This is a genomic window from Inquilinus limosus DSM 16000 (assembly GCF_000423185.1).
GTDB lineage: Bacteria > Pseudomonadota > Alphaproteobacteria > DSM-16000 > Inquilinaceae > Inquilinus > Inquilinus limosus.
In genome coordinates, this window is the sequence record NZ_AUHM01000025.1 from 62,574 (window position 1) to 80,721 (window position 18,148).

Annotated in this window: 17 protein-coding genes; 13 read left to right on the plus strand and 4 right to left on the minus strand. The window is 70.5% G+C overall.

Annotated elements, in window-relative coordinates; all coding sequences use genetic code 11:
* Positions 1 to 139: 139 nt before the first annotated feature.
* Positions 140 to 823, minus strand: coding sequence for a GntR family transcriptional regulator (locus G537_RS0121455; protein WP_034852530.1), 684 nt, complete (start codon positions 821 to 823; stop codon positions 140 to 142).
* Positions 824 to 988: 165 nt separating this feature from the next.
* Between G537_RS0121455 and G537_RS0121460 the strand changes: the two genes are divergently transcribed.
* From G537_RS0121460 to G537_RS45095, 7 genes are all read left to right on the plus strand, one after another.
* Positions 989 to 2,026, plus strand: a complete 1,038-nt coding sequence (locus G537_RS0121460) for a 4-hydroxythreonine-4-phosphate dehydrogenase PdxA (protein WP_245579072.1) — start codon at positions 989 to 991, stop codon at positions 2,024 to 2,026.
* A 44-nt stretch (positions 2,027 to 2,070) separates the two neighbouring features.
* Positions 2,071 to 3,054: a tripartite tricarboxylate transporter substrate binding protein gene (locus tag G537_RS0121465; RefSeq protein ID WP_026871869.1), complete on the plus strand. Its 984-nt coding sequence runs from the start codon at positions 2,071 to 2,073 to the stop codon at positions 3,052 to 3,054.
* A 199-nt stretch (positions 3,055 to 3,253) separates the two neighbouring features.
* A complete protein-coding gene (locus G537_RS0121470; protein WP_026871870.1) occupies positions 3,254 to 3,757 on the plus strand; it encodes a tripartite tricarboxylate transporter TctB family protein in 504 nt (167 codons plus the stop codon).
* A 16-nt stretch (positions 3,758 to 3,773) separates the two neighbouring features.
* Positions 3,774 to 5,291, plus strand: a complete 1,518-nt coding sequence (locus tag G537_RS0121475; RefSeq protein WP_026871871.1) for a tripartite tricarboxylate transporter permease — start codon at positions 3,774 to 3,776, stop codon at positions 5,289 to 5,291.
* 30 nt (positions 5,292 to 5,321) lie between these two features.
* Positions 5,322 to 6,611 carry an MFS transporter gene (locus tag G537_RS0121480; protein ID WP_051248803.1) on the plus strand — a complete coding sequence of 430 codons (1,290 nt, stop codon included), beginning with the start codon at positions 5,322 to 5,324 and terminating at the stop codon, positions 6,609 to 6,611.
* On the plus strand, positions 6,608 to 7,516 hold the full coding sequence (locus G537_RS39150) for an amidohydrolase family protein (protein ID WP_034852533.1): 909 nt from the start codon (positions 6,608 to 6,610) through the stop codon (positions 7,514 to 7,516). Before G537_RS0121480 ends, G537_RS39150 begins: the two co-directional genes overlap by 4 nt.
* Before the next feature lie 91 nt (positions 7,517 to 7,607).
* Positions 7,608 to 8,453 (plus strand): DUF1801 domain-containing protein, encoded by an 846-nt coding sequence (locus G537_RS45095; RefSeq protein ID WP_081688959.1) that lies wholly within the window; start codon positions 7,608 to 7,610, stop codon positions 8,451 to 8,453.
* Between the two features lie 4 nt (positions 8,454 to 8,457).
* Here G537_RS45095 and G537_RS0121495 read toward each other — a convergent pair whose 3' ends face one another.
* Complete coding sequence (locus G537_RS0121495; protein ID WP_034852535.1) at positions 8,458 to 8,967, minus strand: nucleoside deaminase; 510 nt, start codon at positions 8,965 to 8,967, stop codon at positions 8,458 to 8,460.
* A gap of 380 nt (positions 8,968 to 9,347) precedes the next feature.
* Here G537_RS0121495 and G537_RS0121500 point away from each other — a divergent pair, with 380 nt between their 5' ends.
* From G537_RS0121500 to G537_RS0121520, 5 genes are read left to right on the plus strand one after another with little or no spacing between them, the layout of a single operon-like run.
* On the plus strand, positions 9,348 to 10,343 hold the full coding sequence (locus tag G537_RS0121500) for an ABC transporter substrate-binding protein (protein ID WP_211230454.1): 996 nt from the start codon (positions 9,348 to 9,350) through the stop codon (positions 10,341 to 10,343).
* A gap of 4 nt (positions 10,344 to 10,347) precedes the next feature.
* Positions 10,348 to 11,121: an ABC transporter ATP-binding protein gene (locus tag G537_RS0121505; RefSeq protein ID WP_026871876.1), complete on the plus strand. Its 774-nt coding sequence runs from the start codon at positions 10,348 to 10,350 to the stop codon at positions 11,119 to 11,121.
* Complete coding sequence (locus G537_RS0121510) at positions 11,078 to 11,920, plus strand: ABC transporter permease (RefSeq protein WP_081688961.1); 843 nt, start codon at positions 11,078 to 11,080, stop codon at positions 11,918 to 11,920. Before G537_RS0121505 ends, G537_RS0121510 begins: the two co-directional genes overlap by 44 nt.
* On the plus strand, positions 11,917 to 13,284 hold the full coding sequence (locus G537_RS0121515) for an amidohydrolase family protein (RefSeq protein WP_026871878.1): 1,368 nt from the start codon (positions 11,917 to 11,919) through the stop codon (positions 13,282 to 13,284). Before G537_RS0121510 ends, G537_RS0121515 begins: the two co-directional genes overlap by 4 nt.
* 29 nt (positions 13,285 to 13,313) lie before the next feature.
* Positions 13,314 to 14,297: an isopenicillin N synthase family dioxygenase gene (locus G537_RS0121520; protein ID WP_026871879.1), complete on the plus strand. Its 984-nt coding sequence runs from the start codon at positions 13,314 to 13,316 to the stop codon at positions 14,295 to 14,297.
* 378 nt (positions 14,298 to 14,675) lie between these two features.
* On the opposite strand, the gene G537_RS0121525 is transcribed toward G537_RS0121520, so the two are convergent.
* Together G537_RS0121525 and G537_RS0121530 are read right to left on the minus strand one after the other, a co-directional pair.
* The gene (locus tag G537_RS0121525) at positions 14,676 to 15,527 is read right to left on the minus strand and encodes a hypothetical protein (protein WP_155888709.1); all 852 of its coding nucleotides are present in this window, start codon (positions 15,525 to 15,527) and stop codon (positions 14,676 to 14,678) included.
* A gap of 267 nt (positions 15,528 to 15,794) precedes the next feature.
* The gene (locus tag G537_RS0121530; protein ID WP_026871881.1) at positions 15,795 to 16,706 is read right to left on the minus strand and encodes a LysR family transcriptional regulator; all 912 of its coding nucleotides are present in this window, start codon (positions 16,704 to 16,706) and stop codon (positions 15,795 to 15,797) included.
* Between the two features lie 130 nt (positions 16,707 to 16,836).
* On the opposite strand from G537_RS0121530, the gene G537_RS0121535 reads away from it, so the two are divergent.
* A complete protein-coding gene (locus tag G537_RS0121535; protein WP_034852539.1) occupies positions 16,837 to 18,138 on the plus strand; it encodes an MFS transporter in 1,302 nt (433 codons plus the stop codon).
* The last annotated feature ends 10 nt before the right edge of the window (positions 18,139 to 18,148 follow it).

The window sequence follows — 18,148 nt, forward strand, 5'->3', positions numbered from 1 at the left end:
CCCGGCGGGCTTCAGACCCTGCCCCTGGCCCTCTTCGTCATCGCGAGGAGCGAAGCGACGCGGCGATCCAGCGGCACCGACCCCCGGATGGCCACGCCCCTTCGGGGCTCGCCATGACGGTTCTATGTCAGGGGCCGCCTCAGATCGCGTCCCGCACCCGGTTCCAGCTTTCCGCCATGTGGCGGCTGAGGATCGCGGCCAGGCGCTCCGGGTCCCGGGCCTCCAGCGCCGCGATCATCTCCTCGTGATCGGCCACGGCGGCGGCCCATTTCTCCTCGCTGCCGTTGCCGATGAAGCGGATCCGCTTCAGCCGCGACTGCAGGATGCCGTGCACCGTCACCAGCGCCGCGTTGCCGGACAGGCGCAGGATGGCGGAGTGGATGGCCTGGTTGAGCTTGAAATACTCCAGCCGCTCGCGCCGGCGGTAATGCGCCAGCATCCGGTCATGCAGGTCGCGGACCTCGCGGATGCCGGCATCGGACGCCTCGGCGCAGGCCAGCCGGCCAGCTTCGGCCTCGAGCATGCCGAGCACCGCCAGCATGTCCTGCACCTCCTTGGCCGAGAAGCGCTTGACCACGGCGCCGCGGCCCGGGACCAGGTCCAGCAGGCCCTCGCTGGCGAGGTATTTCAGCGCCTCCCGCAGCGGCGTGCGCGACACGCCGAGCTGCGCCCCCAGCTGGCCCTCATGGATGCGCGCGCCGGGCGGCAGCACGCCTTCGATCACCATGTCGCGGATGCGGTTGACGATCTGGTCGTGCAGCGACGGGCGGGCGATCGGGCCGCCGGGGCTGTCGGCCAACGCGTCCTGCAGATCCAGTTCCATCCCGTCCTCGCACCTCGCCGGCGGCATCGCCCGGCCCGGCCAGGATGGCGAAGAACCCCTCCGGACGTCAATCTCAGCATTCTGCATGCAGAGTGCAGCATGCTTGATGTGTGCATGCATGCCTGATACGGTGACCCCAGAAGCAAGAAGATTTTGGGGAGCACCGTGGCAGCCCAGCCCGACATCCGGCCGACCGAGGCCTCCAGCCGTCCCGTCATCGCCCTGGCCATGGGCGATCCCGCCGGCATCAGCCCGGAGCTGACCGCCCGGCTGCTGGCGCTGGACGAGATCCGCGCCGCGGCCCGATTCGTCGTGTTCGGCGACCGCCGGATTCTGGATGCCGGCGCCCGGACGGCCGGTGTCACGCTGGACCTGGAGGTGACGACCGATGAGTCGGTGTCGGGCGACCGGCCGGTGCTGGTCGACCTCCGCCATCTCGACCCGGCCGAGGTGACGCCGCGCGAGGCGACGCTGGCGGGCGGGAGGTTCGCCTCCGAGAACTTCCGCCGGGCGCTGAAGCTCGCCGCTTCCGGCGGAGCCGACGCGGTGTGCTTCACCCCGTTCAACAAGCAGGCGATGCGTTACGCCACTCCCGGCTACGACGACGAGATCCGATTCGTCGCCGACGCCATCGGCTGGTCCGGCGCCGCCCGCGAATTCAACATCCTGGACACGATCTGGAACGCGCGGGTCACCTCGCACATCCCCCTGTCCGCGGTGGCCGCGGCGATCACCGCGGACGGCATCCGGGCCGAGCTGGCGCTGACCGCGGACTGCCTGCGCGCCGCCGGGATCGACCGGCCGCGCATCGCGGTGGCCGGGCTGAACCCCCATGCCGGCGACGGCGGCAATTTCGGGCGCGAGGAGATCGAGGTGATCGGCCCGGCGGTCCGCGCCGCGGCGGCGGAGGGCCTGGACGTCGTCGGCCCCTACCCGGCCGACACCGTCTTCCTGCGGGCGCCGAAGGAAGGCTGCCACGCGGTGCTGACCATGTATCACGACCAGGGGCAGATCGCGATGAAGCTGATGGGCTTCGACCGCGGCGTCACCATGCTGGGCGGCTTCCCCTTCCCGATCTGCACCCCCGCCCACGGCACCGCCTACGACATCGCCGGACAGGGCATCGCCGATATCGGCGCCAGCCGCGCCGCGGTGCTGCTGGCCGCCCGGATGGCGGCCCGGAGGCGCGCCCCGGCCGGCTGATCCGGCCCGTCACGTCAACCACAAGCAAAGGGAGGAAACGGAACATGCTCAAGACATTGACCCTGGCGCTGGCAGCGCTGCTGCCGGCCGCATCCGCCCAGGCCTGGGAGCCCCAGAAGCCGATCGAATTCGTCGTCACCTCCGGCCCCGGCGGCGGCACCGACAACTTCGCCCGCGCGGTGCAGGCGATCATCGTCAAGCACAAGCTGGTGGACCGGCCGATCATCGTCAGCAACAAGGGCGGCGGCAGCGGCGCCGAGGGCTTCGTCTACGGCAAAGGTTCCGCGGGCGACGCCCACAAGCTGGTGTTCGGCACCAACAACGAATACCTGCTGCCCTTCGTCGCCAACCTGCCCTACGCGCCGGAGGACCTGACGCCGGTGGCGGCCATGGCGATGGACGAGTTCGTGCTGTGGGTCAACGGCGAGTCGCCCTACAAGTCCGCAGCCGACCTGCTGGCCGCGGCGAAGGAGAAGCCGGGCGCGCTCAAATTCGGCGGCAGCCAGTCCAAGGATGTCGACCAGACCCTGGTCACCATGGTCGGCGAGGCCACCGGCGCCCGCTTCACCTACGTCCCGTTCAAGAGCGGCAACGAGGCCGCGGTGCAGCTGGCCGGCGGCCATATCGACGGCAACACCAACAACCCGAACGAGAATCGCGGCCAGTGGCAGGCCGGGATGGTGCGGCCGCTCTGCGTCTTCGCCACGCAGCGCCTGCCGGCCGGCCCGAAGGTGTCCGGCGATCTCGGCTGGGCCGACATCCCGCTGTGCCGCGACGAGGGCATCCCGATCGACAGCTATCAGATGCCGCGCGCGGTCTGGCTGCCCGGCGGCGTGCCGGCCGAGGCGACTTCCTTCTACACCGACCTGCTGCGCAAGGTCAGCGAGACGCCGGAATGGCAGGACTACCTGACCAAGAGCTCGCAGAGCGGCCGGTTCCTGACCGGCGAGGAATGGCAGGCCTATATCCGCGCCGAGCAGGACCGGGTGCGCGCGGTCTACCAGAAGCAGGGCTGGCTCGCCGGCTGACGGAGGGCGCTTCTCCGCAAGGTGAGACTTCTCAGAACTCCCCACACCGTCATTGCGAGCGCAGCGAAGCAATCCAGGGCCGCTCGCACCGGCCCCTGGATTGCTTCGTCGGCTTCGCCTCCTCGCAATGACGATGAGGGATGGGTGTTTTGAAAAGGTCTCGCAAGGAGAGAAGAACTAGGAAAGGGCCCGACAGGTGGTGTCTGAACGTCATAGGCCTGAAGGCGGCGGCATCTCCCGCTTCGCCATGGAATGCGCGGCCTCCGCGGCCACCGGGGCGGTCGGCGCCGCGGTCACGGTCGGCGGGCTGCAGAGCGGCATCGGCTGGAACGAGGCGGGGCCCGAGCCCGGGACCTTCCCCTTCGCCGTCGGCCTGATCATCGTCGCCGGCAGCCTCGGCACCCTGGTCCAGGCGCTGCGGTCGCGTGACGGCGCGGTGTTCCTCGACGGCGCGCGGCTGGGCCGGGTGGCCGCCTTCTTCGGGCCGATGGCGGCCTTCGTCGCGCTGTCCATCCCGCTCGGCCTCTACGTCGCCTCCGCCCTCTATCTGGCCGGGGTGATGGTGCTGCAGGGCGGCTATCGGCTGCGCAGCGCCGTGCCGGTCGGGCTCGGCGTCGCCATCCTGCTGTGGCTGGTGTTCGAGACCTGGTTCCAGGTGCCGCTGCTGAAGGGCCCGGTCGAGGCCTGGCTCGGCCTCGCCTGACATCCGGAGATCCCCCGTGGACAATCTCGCCCATCTCGTCGACGGCTTCGGCACCGTCCTGAGCGGCTATCACCTGATGCTGATGGTGCTGGGCGTGATGCTCGGCATCCTGGTCGGGGTGCTGCCGGGCCTCGGCGCGCCGAACGGCGTGTCGCTGCTGCTGCCGCTGACCTTCGCCATGGACCCGGTCTCGGCCATCATCCTGCTGAGCTGCATGTACTGGGGCGCGCTGTTCGGCGGGTCGACCACATCGATCCTGTTCAACATCCCGGGCGAGCCCTCCTCGGTCGCCACCACCTTCGACGGCTATCCGATGGCCCGGGCGGGCCAGGCGGCGCGGGCGCTGACCCTGGCCTTCCTGTCGGCCGGGATCGGCGCCCTGGCCGGGGTGGTGGTCATCACCCTGCTGTCCGGCTGGGTGGCGCAGTTCGCGCTGCGCTTCAGCTCGCCGGAGTTCTTCGCCGTCTACTTCCTGGCCTTCGCCTCCTTCGTCGGCATGGGCAGCGGGTCTCCCGTCAAGACCATCGTGTCGATGATGCTGGGCTTCGCCTTCGCCACGGTCGGGATGGACACCGTCTCCGGCAATCTGCGCCTCACCTTCGGCCTGGCCGACCTGATCAAGGGCATCAGCTTCCTGGTCGCCGTGATCGGGCTGTTCGGCATCGGCGAGCTGATCCTGACCATGGAGGAAGGGCTGCGCTTCGACGGCATTCGCGCCCGGGTCGGGCTGCGCGATGTCGGCCGCGCCATGCGCGAGCTGCCGCGGCAATGGCTGGCGCTGCTGCGCAGCGTGCTGGTCGGCTGCTGGATGGGCATCACCCCCGGCGGGCCGACCGCCGCCAGTTTCATGAGCTACGGCCTGGCCCGCCGCTTCGCCCGCCGCAAGGAGGGCTTCGGCAACGGCGAGCCGGCCGGCATCGTCTCGCCCGAGGCCGCCGACCATTCCGCCGGCACCTGCGCCATCCTGCCGATGCTGGCGCTGGGCGTGCCCGGATCGGCCACCGCCGCGGTGATGATGGGCGGGCTGATGATCTGGGGCCTGACGCCCGGCCCGATGCTGTTCATCGACCAGCCGGACTTCGTCTGGGGCCTGATCGCCAGCATGTATCTCGGCAATGTCGTCGCCGTCGCCCTGGTGCTGGCGACCGTGCCGGTGTTCAGCGCCATCCTGCGCATCCCCTTCGCCGTGATCGGGCCGGTGATCGTGGTGGTGTGCTTCGCCGGCGCCTACACGGTCGCCAACTCGCCCTTCGACATGGGGCTGGTGCTGGCCTTCGGCATCGCCGGCTACGTCTTCAAGCGGCTGGACTACCCGATCGCGCCCCTCGTCCTGGCCATGGTGCTGGGCGACAAGGCCGAGGATGCGTTCCGCCAGTCGATGATCATGTCCGGCGGCGACCTGTCGGTGTTCTGGTCGAACGCGCTGGTCGGCAGCATCACCACGCTCGGCCTCGTCATGCTGGCCTGGCCGCTGATCGGCCGCGCCCTCGGCGCGGCGCGGCCGGGCCGCCTGTTCCGCATTCGCACGAACTGAGAACCGCCCGAGGGCGGACGGGAGGAAGCCATGGCGCAGATCGAAGTCGCGGCCGCGGCACGGACCGAAGCGCCGAGCTCGGTGCGCTGGAAGGTGTTCGCCTTCGTCGCGGTGCTGACGGTGATCAACCTGGCCGACCGCACCTCGCTGTCGGTCGGCATGCCGGCGATCGCCAAGGAGCTGGAGCTGTCGCCGGCCATGCAGGGCGTGCTGCTGAGTGCCTTCTTCTGGAGCTACGCGCTGCTGCAGATCCCCGGCGGCTGGCTGATCGACCGCATGGGGCCCAGCCGCATCATCGCCGGGTCGACGCTGCTGTGGGGCGTGTTCCAGACCGCGGCGATGTTCGCGGTGAACGGCTTCACTCTGCTGCTGACCCGGATCGGCCTCGGCGTGTCGGAGGCGCCGCTGTTCCCGGCCGGCGGCAAGCTGAACGCGCTGTGGCTGGCGCCGCAGGAGCGGGCGCGGGGCGCGGTGATCATGGACAGCGGCAGCTATCTCGGCGCCGCGCTGGGCGGGGCGGCGATCGCCTGGCTGATCTACGCGCTCGAGTCCTGGCGCCTGGCCTTCGGCATCGCCGGCATCGTCACCATCGCGCTGGGCTTCGCCGCCTGGCGGCTGCTGCGCGACGACCCGGCCAAGCATCCCGGCGTCAACGCCGCCGAGCTGGCGCATATCCGCGCCCCGGCGCCGCAGGAGGCCGCGGAGAAGGGCCGGACCGGCGACGCCGTCGCCGCCCGGGTCGTGGCGCCGATGATGCTGGGCCGCTTCGGCTGGGCGATGATGAATTTCGGCCTCTTGACCTGGGGGCCGAGCTACCTGGCCCAGGCGCGCGGCCTCGACCTCAAGGCCATGGGCGCCGCCACCTTCGTCATCTTCGGCGCCGGCTTCCTCGGCGCCCTGACCGCCGGTTTCCTGGCCGATGCGCTGCAGAAGCGCGGGCTGCGGCGCGGCATCGCGCTGAAGCTGCTCCTGACCATCTCCGGCCTCGGCACCCTGGTCGGGTTCCTGCTGCTGCCGCATGTCGCCGAGGCGGGGACGGCGGTGGCCCTTCTGGCCGCGACCGATTTCCTGCTGTGCTTCGGCAGCCTGTACTGGAGCCTGCCGGCGATGCTGGCGCCGCCGGGCAGGGAGGGCACGGTCGGCGGCTTCATGAACTGCGCCGGCAGCGTCGGCGGCATCGTGGTGCCGATCGCCGCCGGGCTGATCCTGCAGGCCACCGGCGCCTATGCCGCCGTGCTGACCTTCTTCGCCGGCTGCGCCGCGACCTATGTGGTCGGCACGCTGGCCATCCCCTTCGCCCGCCGCGGAGCCGCCCGATGACCGAACCGACGCTGTGGACCGGCCCGATCGTCGACGCCCATCAGCATTTCTGGGTCCCGGAGGACGGCCACCACCCCTGGCTTCGGCCGGAGGCGATGATCCCCTTCCGCTACGGCGACTACACGCCGATCAAGCGGCGGTACCTGCCCGAGGACTATGCGGAGGATGCGCGCGGCCACGACATCCGCGCCACGGTCTACATGGAGGCCGAATGGGACCCCGCCGACCCGGTCGGCGAGACCCGCTGGGTGTCGGAGCTCGCGGCGCGGACCGGCCGGCCCAACGCCATCATCGCCCAGGGCTGGCTGGACCGGGCGGACTGGCCCGAGGTGCTGCGGGCCCAGGCCGCCTTCCCGCTGGTGCGCAGCGTGCGCCACAAGCCGGGCGGGCCGGCGCGGCCGGGCGAGGCGGGCCGCAGCCTGATGGCGGACGAAGGCTGGCGCGCCGGCTATGCCCTGCTGGAAGGCGCCGGGCTGCATTTCGACCTGCAGGCCGCCTGGTGGGTGCTGCACGAGGCCGAGGCGCTGGCGCGCGACTTCCCGCGGACGCTGATCGTGCTGAACCACACCGGCCTGCCCGCCGACCGCAGCGAGGAGGGTCTGCGCGGCTGGCACCGGGCGATGGCCCGGCTGGCGGAATGGCCGAACGTCGCGGTCAAGATCTCCGGCCTCGGCCGGCCGGGCCAGCCCTGGACCGCCGAGGCCAATGGCTGGATCGTGCGCGAGACCGTGGCGATGTTCGGCCCCGACCGGGCGATGGTGGCCAGCAACTTCCCGGTCGACAGCCTGTGCGGCAGCTTCGACGACATCTTCACCGGCTTCAAACGGATCCTGGCGCCGCTGCCGCCGGAGGACCAGGCGAAGCTGTTCCACGGCACGGCCACTTCGGTGTACCGGCCGGCCTGACCCCAAATCGCCGACGCGATCTCGTGATAAGCTGACCCGACATCGAACGCCGACCGGCGATGCTCGAAAGACGGGGGGAGCGACAGCGGCCATGAAGAACGCGACGGCGATCAAGGGGAAGAGCGGAGCGACGGAGGAAACGGGGGGAGAGTCCCCCTCCCGGCTGATCGACGCGAGGATCGCGGAGCTGGGTGACTGGCGGGGCGAGACGCTCGCCCGGATCCGGGATCTCATCCGGCAGGCCGACCCAGAGGTGATCGAGGAGTGGAAGTGGAGAGGGGTCCCGGTGTGGTCGCACGCCGGCATCATCTGCACCGGCGAGACGTACAAGAGCGTCGTGAAGATGACCTTCGCCAAGGGCGCCTCGCTGGACGACCCGTCGGGCCTCTTCAACTCCAGCCTCGAAGGCAACACCAGGCGTGCCATCGACATCCGCGAGGGGGAGGCGATCGACGAAGCCGCCCTCAAGGACCTCATCCGTGCGGCCGTCGCGCTGAACCTCAAGGGCAAGAAGGGCAAGAGCCCCGCGGCGGACGCGAAGCCGGCCCTCCTCTCCGGCGGCAATCCCCAGATCGCGAAAGGCTATGGCGACGCCCCCGTGCAGGCCTATATCGCGGCCATGCCGGGCTGGAAGAGCGACATCGGCCGCCGCCTCGACACGATCGTCGTCCGCACCGTCCCCGAGGTGCGCAAGGCCGTGAAGTGGAACTCGCCCTTCTACGGCCTCGAGGGCCAGGGCTGGTTCCTCAGCTTCCATTGCTTCACGAAGTACATCAAGGTGACCTTCTTCCGCGGCACCTCGCTGCGCCCCGTCCCGCCCGGCGAGTCCAAGCACAATGAGGTGCGCTATCTCGACATCCGCGAGGGCGAGCTCGACGAGGCCCAGTTCGCCGCCTGGGTGAAGCAGGCCAGCCAGCTGCCCGGCGAAAAGCTCTGAAAACCTATGGGGCCGCCGACGGTGGTCCCGGCGGCCGCCAGAAACCGTCATGGACCCGGGCGGAGTCCGCCTCCAGCAGCGGGCCGACCACCTCGACCCGCCGCTGGCCCGCGGCCAGGACATCGCGGCAGGGCAGGTCCATCGTCAGGTTCTCCGGATCGGGGCCGATCAGCGCCTTGAGCGCCCGCTCACCGAGGCCGTGGACCACCCGGCCGACCCCGGCCCAGTAGGCCGCGCCGGCGCACATCGCGCAGGGCTCGGCGCTGGAATACAGTGTGCAGCCGGCGAGGAAGGCGGCGTCATAGGTCATCGACGCCTCGGTCATCAGGTTGCGCTCGGCATGGCCGGTACGGTCGCCGCGCGTGCCGCAGGTGTTCATCGCCTCCAGGAGGACGTTGCCGTCGGCATCGGCCAGCAGCGCGCCGAAGGGATGGTCGCCGCGCGCCCGCGCCTCTTCGGCCAACCGAATCGTCCGGCGCAGCAGCTCGATGTCGCGGTCCGGGGTGATCGCCATGGCCTCCTCCTCTCCTCTGCTCCCCGCAGTCCTAGCCGGCCCCAGGCGTTGCCACAAGGATCGGGATGAGCAGTTTTCGGGCAAGCGCGGATCTGACCATTGTTTGGGCAGGCTGCCCGAATCCGGATCGCCCCTCGCCTGCAGGAGCACGGAAACCGTCGCCGTTTCAGCGGTCTCCCGACTGGCACGCCTCCTGCATGGTTGCGGGTGACGAGTAGAAGCGGTCAGGGCCGAGGCCCGGGACATTGCTCGGCAGGATCGACGCTTGGGGCGACGCCATGCCGACTTCTCCGTTCAGCGACACGACAGGCGCAACAGCCGGCCGATGCGACATCGGGCGGACGGGACCACGTCTGCGCCGCAAACCAAGGGGGCTTTCCGTGCACGGAACACTCGTGAGGCTGCTCGGCGGGACTTTCGCCCTGGCCGTCGCCATCCCCGCCGCACAGGCGGCGGACAAGGTCGTCTACCAGCTGGACTGGCTGCCGGGCGGCGACAAGGCGCCGATCTATGTCTGCGTGCAGAAGGGCTTCTGCGCCGAGGCGGGGCTGGACGTCACGATCGAGAGCGGCCGCGGCTCCTCCGAGGCGATCACCAAGATCGCCACCGGCACCTCCGACATCGGCTCCGCCGGCCTCGGCGCGCTGATGGAGGCGCGAGCGACGGAGAAGGTGCCGGTCACCGCCGTGATGTCGCTGTTCAACAAGGGGCCGCACGCCTTCTACGCCCTGGCCGGCGGAGGCGTCGCCACGGTCGCGGATGTGAAGGGCAAAAGCGTCGCCACCTCGCCCTTCACCGAATCCAATGTCTACCTGCCGCTGGTGCTGGCCGATGTCGGCCTCTCCGAGGCCGACATCACCCTGACCAAGGCCGATCCCGGCGCGCTCGGGCCGATGCTGATGACCGGGCGGACCGACGTCATCATCGCCTGGCTGACCGATGTCGCCCGCTACACCGGCCAGGCGCGGGAGGCGGGCAAGGAGCTGGTCATCCTGCCCTGGGCGGCGGCGGGGCTGGACCTCTACTCCGCCTCGCTGATCGCCTCGGACCGGTTCCTGAAGGAGCGGCCGGACGTGGCCCGGCGCTTCGTCGCCGCCTACCGGAAATCCCTCGAATTCACCAAGGACCACCCGAAGGAGGCGGCGGAGGCGGTCGCGGCCATGGTGCCGGAGCTGTCGGCCGAGGATGTCGAGGGCTCGGTCAAGGACGCGCTGGCCCTCGCCTTCAACGAGGTGACGGAGAAGGACGGCCTCGGCGTGTTCGAGCCCGGCCGGCTGAAGGCGACCTGGGAGCGCGTGGCGAAGGCGGAGAAGCTGGACCCGGCGGCGCTGGCCCCCGAATCCGTCGTCGACCGCAACTTCCTGCCGGGGATGTGAGGTCATGACGGCCCCGCCCGCCATCCGCTTTTCCGGCGTCGAGCAGGCCTTTCCGACGGAGGCCGGCACGGTCCGCGCCCTCGCCGGCGTCGACATGGCGATCGGCCGGCACGAATTCGTGGCGGTGCTCGGCCCGTCGGGCTGCGGCAAGTCGACCCTGCTGCGCCTGGCCGCCGGCCTGTTGCGTCCGACCGCCGGCGCGGTCGAGGTGTTCGGCAGGCCGGTGACGGAGCCGCGCGACGACATCGGCATCGTGTTCCAGAAGCCGACGCTGCTGCCCTGGGCGACCGTCGAGGACAACGTCGTCTTCCCGGCCCGGCACAAGACCGGGCGGGTCGGCCCCGGCGACCGGGAGCGCGCCCGCGCCCTGCTGGCCCGGGTCGGCCTGGCCGGCTTCGAGAAGCGGCTGCCGGCGGAGCTGTCGGGGGGCATGCAGCAGCGCGTCGGCATCGCCCGGGCGCTGTTCATGGACCCGGACATCCTGTTGATGGACGAGCCCTTCTCCGCCCTCGACGCCCTGACCCGCGAGGAGATGGGGTTCGAGCTGCTGCGGATCTGGGAGACGCAGCCGAAGACGGTGCTGTTCATCACCCATTCGATCGGCGAGGCGGTGCTGCTGGCCGACCGGGTGGTGGTGCTGAGCGAGCGGCCCGGCCGCGTCGTCGAGGACCTGCCCGTCGGCCTGCCCCGGCCGCGCGGCATCGACACCAGCAACCACAAGGCCCTGCACGACCATGTCGGACATCTCCGCGCCCTCCTCCTCAAGCGTGCGGCCTGAACGCGATGCCGCCGCAGGGCGGCTGCGGGTCGCGCGGCTGGCCCGCACGCCCGGCCTGCTGCCGGCCGCGACCTTCGCGCTGATCCTGGTCGCCTGGGAGGCGTCCTGCCGCCTGCTCGCCATCCCGGCCTTCCTGCTGCCGGCGCCGAGCCGGATCCTCGGCGGCTTCGAGGCCGTCGAGACCGCGCGCTGGCTGGAGCATGTCTGGGCGACGCTGCGGGTGGCGCTGATCGGCTATTTCGCGTCGATCGCCATCTCGCTGCCGATCGCCGTGGGGCTGGCGCGGTCGGAGCTGATGTCGCGGGCGCTGTACCCGATCCTCGTCGTCGTGCAGTCGATCCCGGTGGTGGCGGTGGCGCCGATCATCATCGTCGGGCTCGGCTCCGGCGACGCGCCGCGCGTCGTCATCACCGGGCTGATCACCTTCTTTCCGCTGGTGGTCTCGATCACCACCGGGCTGATGGCGACGCCGCCCGAGCTGATCGAGCTGTCGCGCAGCCTGCGGGCGCCGGCGATCCGCGAGATCACGCAGATCCGGCTGCCCTTCGCCGTGCCCTACATCTTTTCGGCGCTGAAGATCTCGATCACCCTCGCCGTCATCGGCGCGGTGGTGGCGGAGTTCGTCGCCGCCGAGAAGGGCCTCGGCTACTTCATCCAGTTCTCGACCTCGATGTTCAAGGTGCAGCAGGCCTGGGCCGGGCTGGCGGTCCTGGTGCTGCTGTCGCTGGCGCTGTTCCACCTGGTCACCGCGGTGCAGCGCCTGTGGTTCCCCTGGAGCCTGCCGCGGGGCCGCGCATGACCGACTTCGTGATCACGGGCGCCGTCGGCATCCTGACCGGCCTGCCCGGTCCCGCGGCAAGGGCGGCGGGCGACATCCGCGTGCGCGGCGGCGTCATCGCCGAGATCGGCGCGCTGCGGCCGGAGCCGGGCGAGCGGGTGGTCGACGCCGCGGGCGCGGTCGTCACCCCCGGCCTGGTCAACACCCATCACCACCTGTTCCAGAGCGTGCTGAAGGCCGTGCCGGAAGGGATGAACGAGCCGCTGGCCGCCTGGCTGCGCCTGGTCCCCTACGCCTATTGGGACCGGCTGGACGAGGCGGCGATGCGCGTCGCCGCCACGATCGGCCTGGCCGAGCTGGCGCTGTCCGGCGCCACCACGGTCGCCGATCATCACTACTTCTACTCGGAGCGCTACGACTTCGATCCGGACGCGATCCTGTTCGAAACCGCGGAGCGCTTCGGTGTGCGCTTCGTCCTGGCCCGCGGCGGCGCCACCAAGGGCCGGGCCTTCGATTCCGGCCGCAGCGCGCCGCTGCCGACCGAGCCGCTGGACCGCATGATCGCCGCGGTCGAGGCCGCGGCCCGGCGCTGGCACGACCCCTCCCCCGCCGCGATGCGCCGGGTCGCCTTCGCCCCGACCACGCCGACCTTCTCGCTGGAGGAGGGAGAGCTGCGCGAGATCGCCGCCGCGGCGCGGGCCATGGGCCTCAGGCTGCATTCGCATCTGTCGGAGACCATCGACTACGTCACCTACACGATGGCGCGCTACGCCCGGCGGCCGGTGGAATGGCTGGCGGAGCACGGCTGGCTGGGGCCCGACGTCTGGTTCGCCCATCTGGTCGAATGCGACGAGGCCGAGCTGCGCCTCCTGGCCGGGACCGGCACCGCCATGGCGCATTGCCCGCAGGCCAATGCGCGGCTGGGATCCGGCATCGCGCCGGCCGACCGGCTGCACGCGCTGGGCGGGACGGTGTCTCTGGCGGTCGACGGGGCGGCGGCGAACGAGGCCGCGGACATGGCCTCGGCGCTCTACGCCGCCTTCTCGCTGCACCGGGCGCAGAAGGGCGCGGCCGCGACCACCGCCGAGACCGTGCTGCGCTGGGCCACGGCCGGCGGCGCCCGCGCCCTGGGCTTCGACGCGATCGGCACGATCGAGCCGGGCAGGCAGGCCGATCTCGCCATCTTCGACCTCGGCGCGCCGCGCTATCTCGGCCAGCACGACCGGGTGCTGGGGCCGGTCATCTCGGGCGGCGGGGCGACGGTCCGGCACAGCTTCGTCGCCGGCCGGCCGGTGGTGGCGGACGGGCGGATTCCCTGGCTCGACCTCGGCCAACTGGCTGCCGACGCCGAACGGGTCGTGGCCCGCACCGCCGGCGCCCGGTGAGCAACAGCATGTCACGGAAGGAGAGTTCGATGACCGACACCACGCTGGCGGAGCTGCGCCGGGAGGCGACCTATGGCGGCGAAGGGCGGGAGAAGCCGCGCGCGGTGCCGCGCATCGACATGAGCCGCTACGAGGCGCGGAAGGCGGAGATCGCCGACGCGCTGTGGGCGGCGGCGACGGAGATCGGCTTCTTCCAGCTGGTCGGCCATGGCATCGCGCCGGAGCTGGTGGACGAGGCCTTCGCCATGGCGGAGCGCTTCTTCGCCCTGCCGCAGGAGATCAAGGCGAAGTATCCGCTGGTCGGCGGCAGCAATGCCGGCTGGGAGTACAAGGCCCAGGTGCGGCCGTCGACCGGCACCGCCGACCAGAAGGAATCCTACCAGATCACCCTGCCGCGCATGGCGGCGCTGTGGCCCGGCGGCGAGGAGCTGTCGGGCTTCAAGGCCACGATACTGGCCTTCGAGCGGGCGAACTGGGCGCTCGGCATGAAGGTGCTCGAATGCTTCCGCCTCAAGCTGGGGTTCCCGCCCGACTTCTTCACCGCGGCGCACGATCCGCAATCGCCGGAGTACCAGAGCACGCTGCGCCTGCTGCACTACCTGCCGATGGAGAATGCGCGGCCGGAGGACTTCAAGTTCTGGCGGGCCGGGGCGCACACGGATTTCGACTGCCTGACCCTGCTGCACCAGCGGCCCGGCCAGGGCGGGCTGCAGCTCTGCCCCGGCAAGGAGGCCGAGGCGCTGGAATGGACCGATGTCGAGCCGCTGCCCGGCGTCGTCACCTGCAACATCGGCGACATGCTGATGCGCTGGAGCGACGACCGGCTGCTCTCTACCCTGCACCGCGTCCGCATGCCGAAGCCGCAGGAGCCGCAGGGGTCGCGCTACTCCATCGCCTTCTTCTGCCAGGCCAATCGGGACGCGGTGATCCAGGGCCCGGAGCGCCGCTACGACCCGATCACGGCGCATGACTATCTGCAGCAGCGGATCGCGGCGAATTTCGCGAAGGGCTGATATCACCGGCCAAGATCGACCCTCCAGCCCGTTCCATCATGGCGAGGCGCGGCGCGCGCCTTTTTAAGTTCATAAGGGGCCATCCCAGGGGCCGGTGCCGCTGGATGGCCGCGCCCCCCAATAGGCGTAAGGGGCGGGGCTCGCCATGACGGGTTTTGGTCAAAGCAGCGAATCCGGACCGGCGGGACCTGGATCCCGACTTGACCCAGAGAGCAGGCCCATGCCCCCCGAACCGTCATGGCGAGCGAAGCGTGACCATCCAGTCCCGCAGTCGGAGGAGGCCCAACCAGCCTGGATGGCCGCGCCCCTCGGATCAAGTCCGAGGGGCGCCATGACGGATCAATCGGTCCGGCCGTTGGCATAACTGGAGGCAGCGGCCTACACGCGCAGCTCCGTATCCAGGGTGGCGACGACCTCCTCTCCCCACATCACCCGCGCCGAGAAGACGTAATGCGAGAGGGTGCGCGAGGCCGAAAGACAGTCGACGTGGAAGGACAGCGGCGTCGCGGCGGGGACGAGCCTGAGCGCCGCGATGTCGGTCCGGACCACGGAGTATTCGGCTTCCCGGCCCAGGATGTGGTGCAGGAGGCGGGCCACCGCCTGGGCGATGGTCTCGGCGATGATCGCGACCGGCCAAGCCGGATAGCCGGGAAAGTGGCCGGCGCACCGGGCCGGCGCCAGCGGCTGGCTGCGCGCCGTGAGCGACAGCGCCTGCGGCTCGTCGAACTCCAGCGGGATCGGCTCCCGGTAGGGAGATCCCCCGGAAGGAAGGACCTCCTCAGCCCGGTAGTCCTGGAACAGCCGCTGGAACACCCGCTCCGGCAGGGCCTGGTACTCGCAGCGCAGATGGGCGAAGGGCGTGCCGGCCGACACGATCGCCTGCGCCGTCAGGGACCGCCGGTCCTGGCTGACCGTCTCGGCGGTCGCTTCGAAGGCCCTCCCCGCCCCCCTCGGCTCGGCGCCGTCGAGGGTGCTGAAGCGCGCCCGGGTCGCGAGATAGTAGATGCGTTCCGTCGCCCGCCCGGCCACGGCGGCGCAGGAGCCGAGGATCGCGAGATGCCGCCCGACCTCGGCCGAGGCGACCGGCCCGCGTTCGTAGCCGACCGTCTGCTCCGAGGCGAAGACGCCGCGGACGGCCCCGTCTGACAGGTCTTCCAGCTCGCCGAAGGCGAAGTATGGCGCCTGTACGGCAATGCGATCGCAGATCGTCGAGATGTCCAATCGCGGCATCGTCGCCTCCATGGTGAAACCGCCACGCATCCTTGGGCTGGAGGCTTCGTCATCGTCGGCGCCACGCCATGACAATCCTGAGCGCAATCACCGCGATTTTAAATTCATTTGCCTCTCATATTCCGATCTCGATTGTAATTCCTACACAACCACCGCATCAATATTTATATTGAATGCGAAATACTGATAAAATCCAGATCGCTGTATTACAGGCCATCCGCTCGCAGGGAGGCGGCATGCGCGCCCGGCGATGTCCGGCGTCGCCCGTCAGGCCTGGTCGGCATAGCGGTCCAGGCGAGACCGCAGCAGCGCGACCATGTCGTCGCGGACCGCGTCGCGGGCATCGCGGACCCAGGCGGCCGCGAGCGGCAGCCGGTCCATGGTCGCCTTGGCCCCTTCGAGCCGGACGTAGCGGACGCCCCGGGTCGCCAGCCGCGAGGTCCAGCGCGGCACGATGGCCACGCCGAGCCCGGCCGCGACCAGATTGACGATGGTCTGCTTCTCATCGGCAATCTGGGCGATGTCCGGCTGCAGCCCGGCCTCGGCGAAGAGCTTGACGGTCAGGTCGTGGCTGTGGGGGCGGGAGCGGCGATCCGGCACGATCAGCGGCTCGCCGGCGAGGTCGGCGACCGCCAGCCGGTCGCGGCCGGCCAGGGCATGATCCTCCGGCACCGCGACGACGGCGGATTCATGGAACAGGAACAGGATCTCCAGGGCCTTGTCCGGCGTCTCCGGCGGGCGGATCAGGGCGAGGTCGATCCGGCCCGACAGGAGGCGCGGCACCAGGCGGATGGTCTTGTCCTCGACCAGGCGCACCGTGACGTCGGGACGCCGGTCCTGGAAATCCTGGAGCAGCAGCGGCACCAGCCCGGCCGCGGCGCTGTCGATGGCGCCGAGCCGCAGCGTCGTGGCCCGGCTGCGCCCCCTGTCCCGGAAGCGCGCCGTCAGTTCGTCGGCCCGCGCCAGCAGCGAGCGCGCCTCGTCGAGGAAGGCGGCGCCATCCTCGGTCAGGGCGACATGGCGCGTGGTCCGGGCCAGGAGCCGCGTCCCGAGATCCTCCTCGAGCAGGCGGATGTGCCGGCCCAGCGCCGAGGGCAGCATGCCCAGCCGCTGGGCCGCGCGCCCGAAATGCAGATCCTCCGCAGCCGCGACGAAGCAGCGAAGCTGGTGCAGATCCATCCCTTCCCCTTTTGGCCGGGCTAGATCATATCATTTTTTTGAATAATCCAACGCGGATTGAGGCTCCTCGCCGCCCGCTCCTAAGGTCGGACAGACCAACCAACAACAACAGCCGGGCGAGGATACGCTGATGGGAAGCGAGATCGAGGCGCGGGTCCTGCGCAAGATCACCTACCGCATCACCCCCTTCATCATGCTGCTGTACTTCATCGCCTATCTCGACCGGGTGAATATCGGCTTCGCCTCGCTGACGATGAACCAGGACCTGGGCTTCTCGCCGGCCGTGTTCGGATTCGGCGCCGGCATCTTCTTCCTCGGCTACTTCCTGTTCGAAGTCCCGTCCAACCTGATCCTGCACAAGGTCGGGGCGCGGATATGGATCGCCCGGGTGATGGTCACCTGGGGCCTGGTCTCGGCGGCGATGGCCTTCGTGCAGGGCCCGACCAGCTTCTACATCCTGCGCTTCCTGCTGGGCGCCGCCGAGGCGGGGTTCTTTCCCGGCATCATCCTGTATCTCAGCTACTGGTTCCCTGCGCACCGGCGGGCGGGGGTGACCGCGCTGTTCATGGCCGCGGTGCCGATCTCGAGCGCGCTCGGCTCGCCGATCTCCGGCGCCCTGCTGGAGATGCACGGCCTGTTCGGTCTCGCCGGCTGGCAGTGGATGTTCCTGCTCGAGGCCCTTCCCGCGGTGGTGCTGGGCGTCGTGGTCCTGTTCCATATGACCGACCGGCCGGAGAAGGCGTCCTGGCTGACGGCGGAGGAGCGCCACTGGCTGGTGACCACGATGCGGGCCGAGCAGGCGGCCAAGAGCGGCACGGCCAGCCACAGCCTGTGGCGCGGCCTCGCCGACGTCCGCGTGATCGCCCTGGCGCTGGTCTATTTCGGCACCTCCGCCGGCCTCTACACGCTCGGGATCTGGGCGCCGCAGATCATCAAGGAGTTCGGGCTGGGCTCGCTCCAGGTCGGATTCCTCAACGCCATCCCGCCAACCCTCGCCGTCGTCGGCATGGTGCTGTGGGCGCGCCGGTCGGACCAGACCGGCGAGCGGAAATGGCATGTGGTCGCCGCCTGCCTGCTCGCCTCCGCCGGGCTGGTCTTCGCCGGCTTCGCCGCCACCGTCGCCGCGGTCCTGATCGCCTTGACCCTGGTGAACATCGGCATCAGCGCCTCCAAGCCGCCGCTGTGGAGCATGCCCACGACGTTCCTGTCGGGCTCCGCCGCCGCGGTGGGGATCGCGACGATCAATTCGATCGGCAATCTCGGCGGCTTCGTCGGGCCGGCGATGATCGGCTGGATCAAGGGCCAGACCGGCAGCTTCGCGGGCGGGCTCTACTTCGTCGCCGGCCTCCTGGTCCTGTCCGCCGCGATCACCCTCCTGGTGGCGCGCCCGCGGCGCCGGGACGCCCTTCCCCTTCCGGTCGGTCCGCGCTGACCACCCTCTT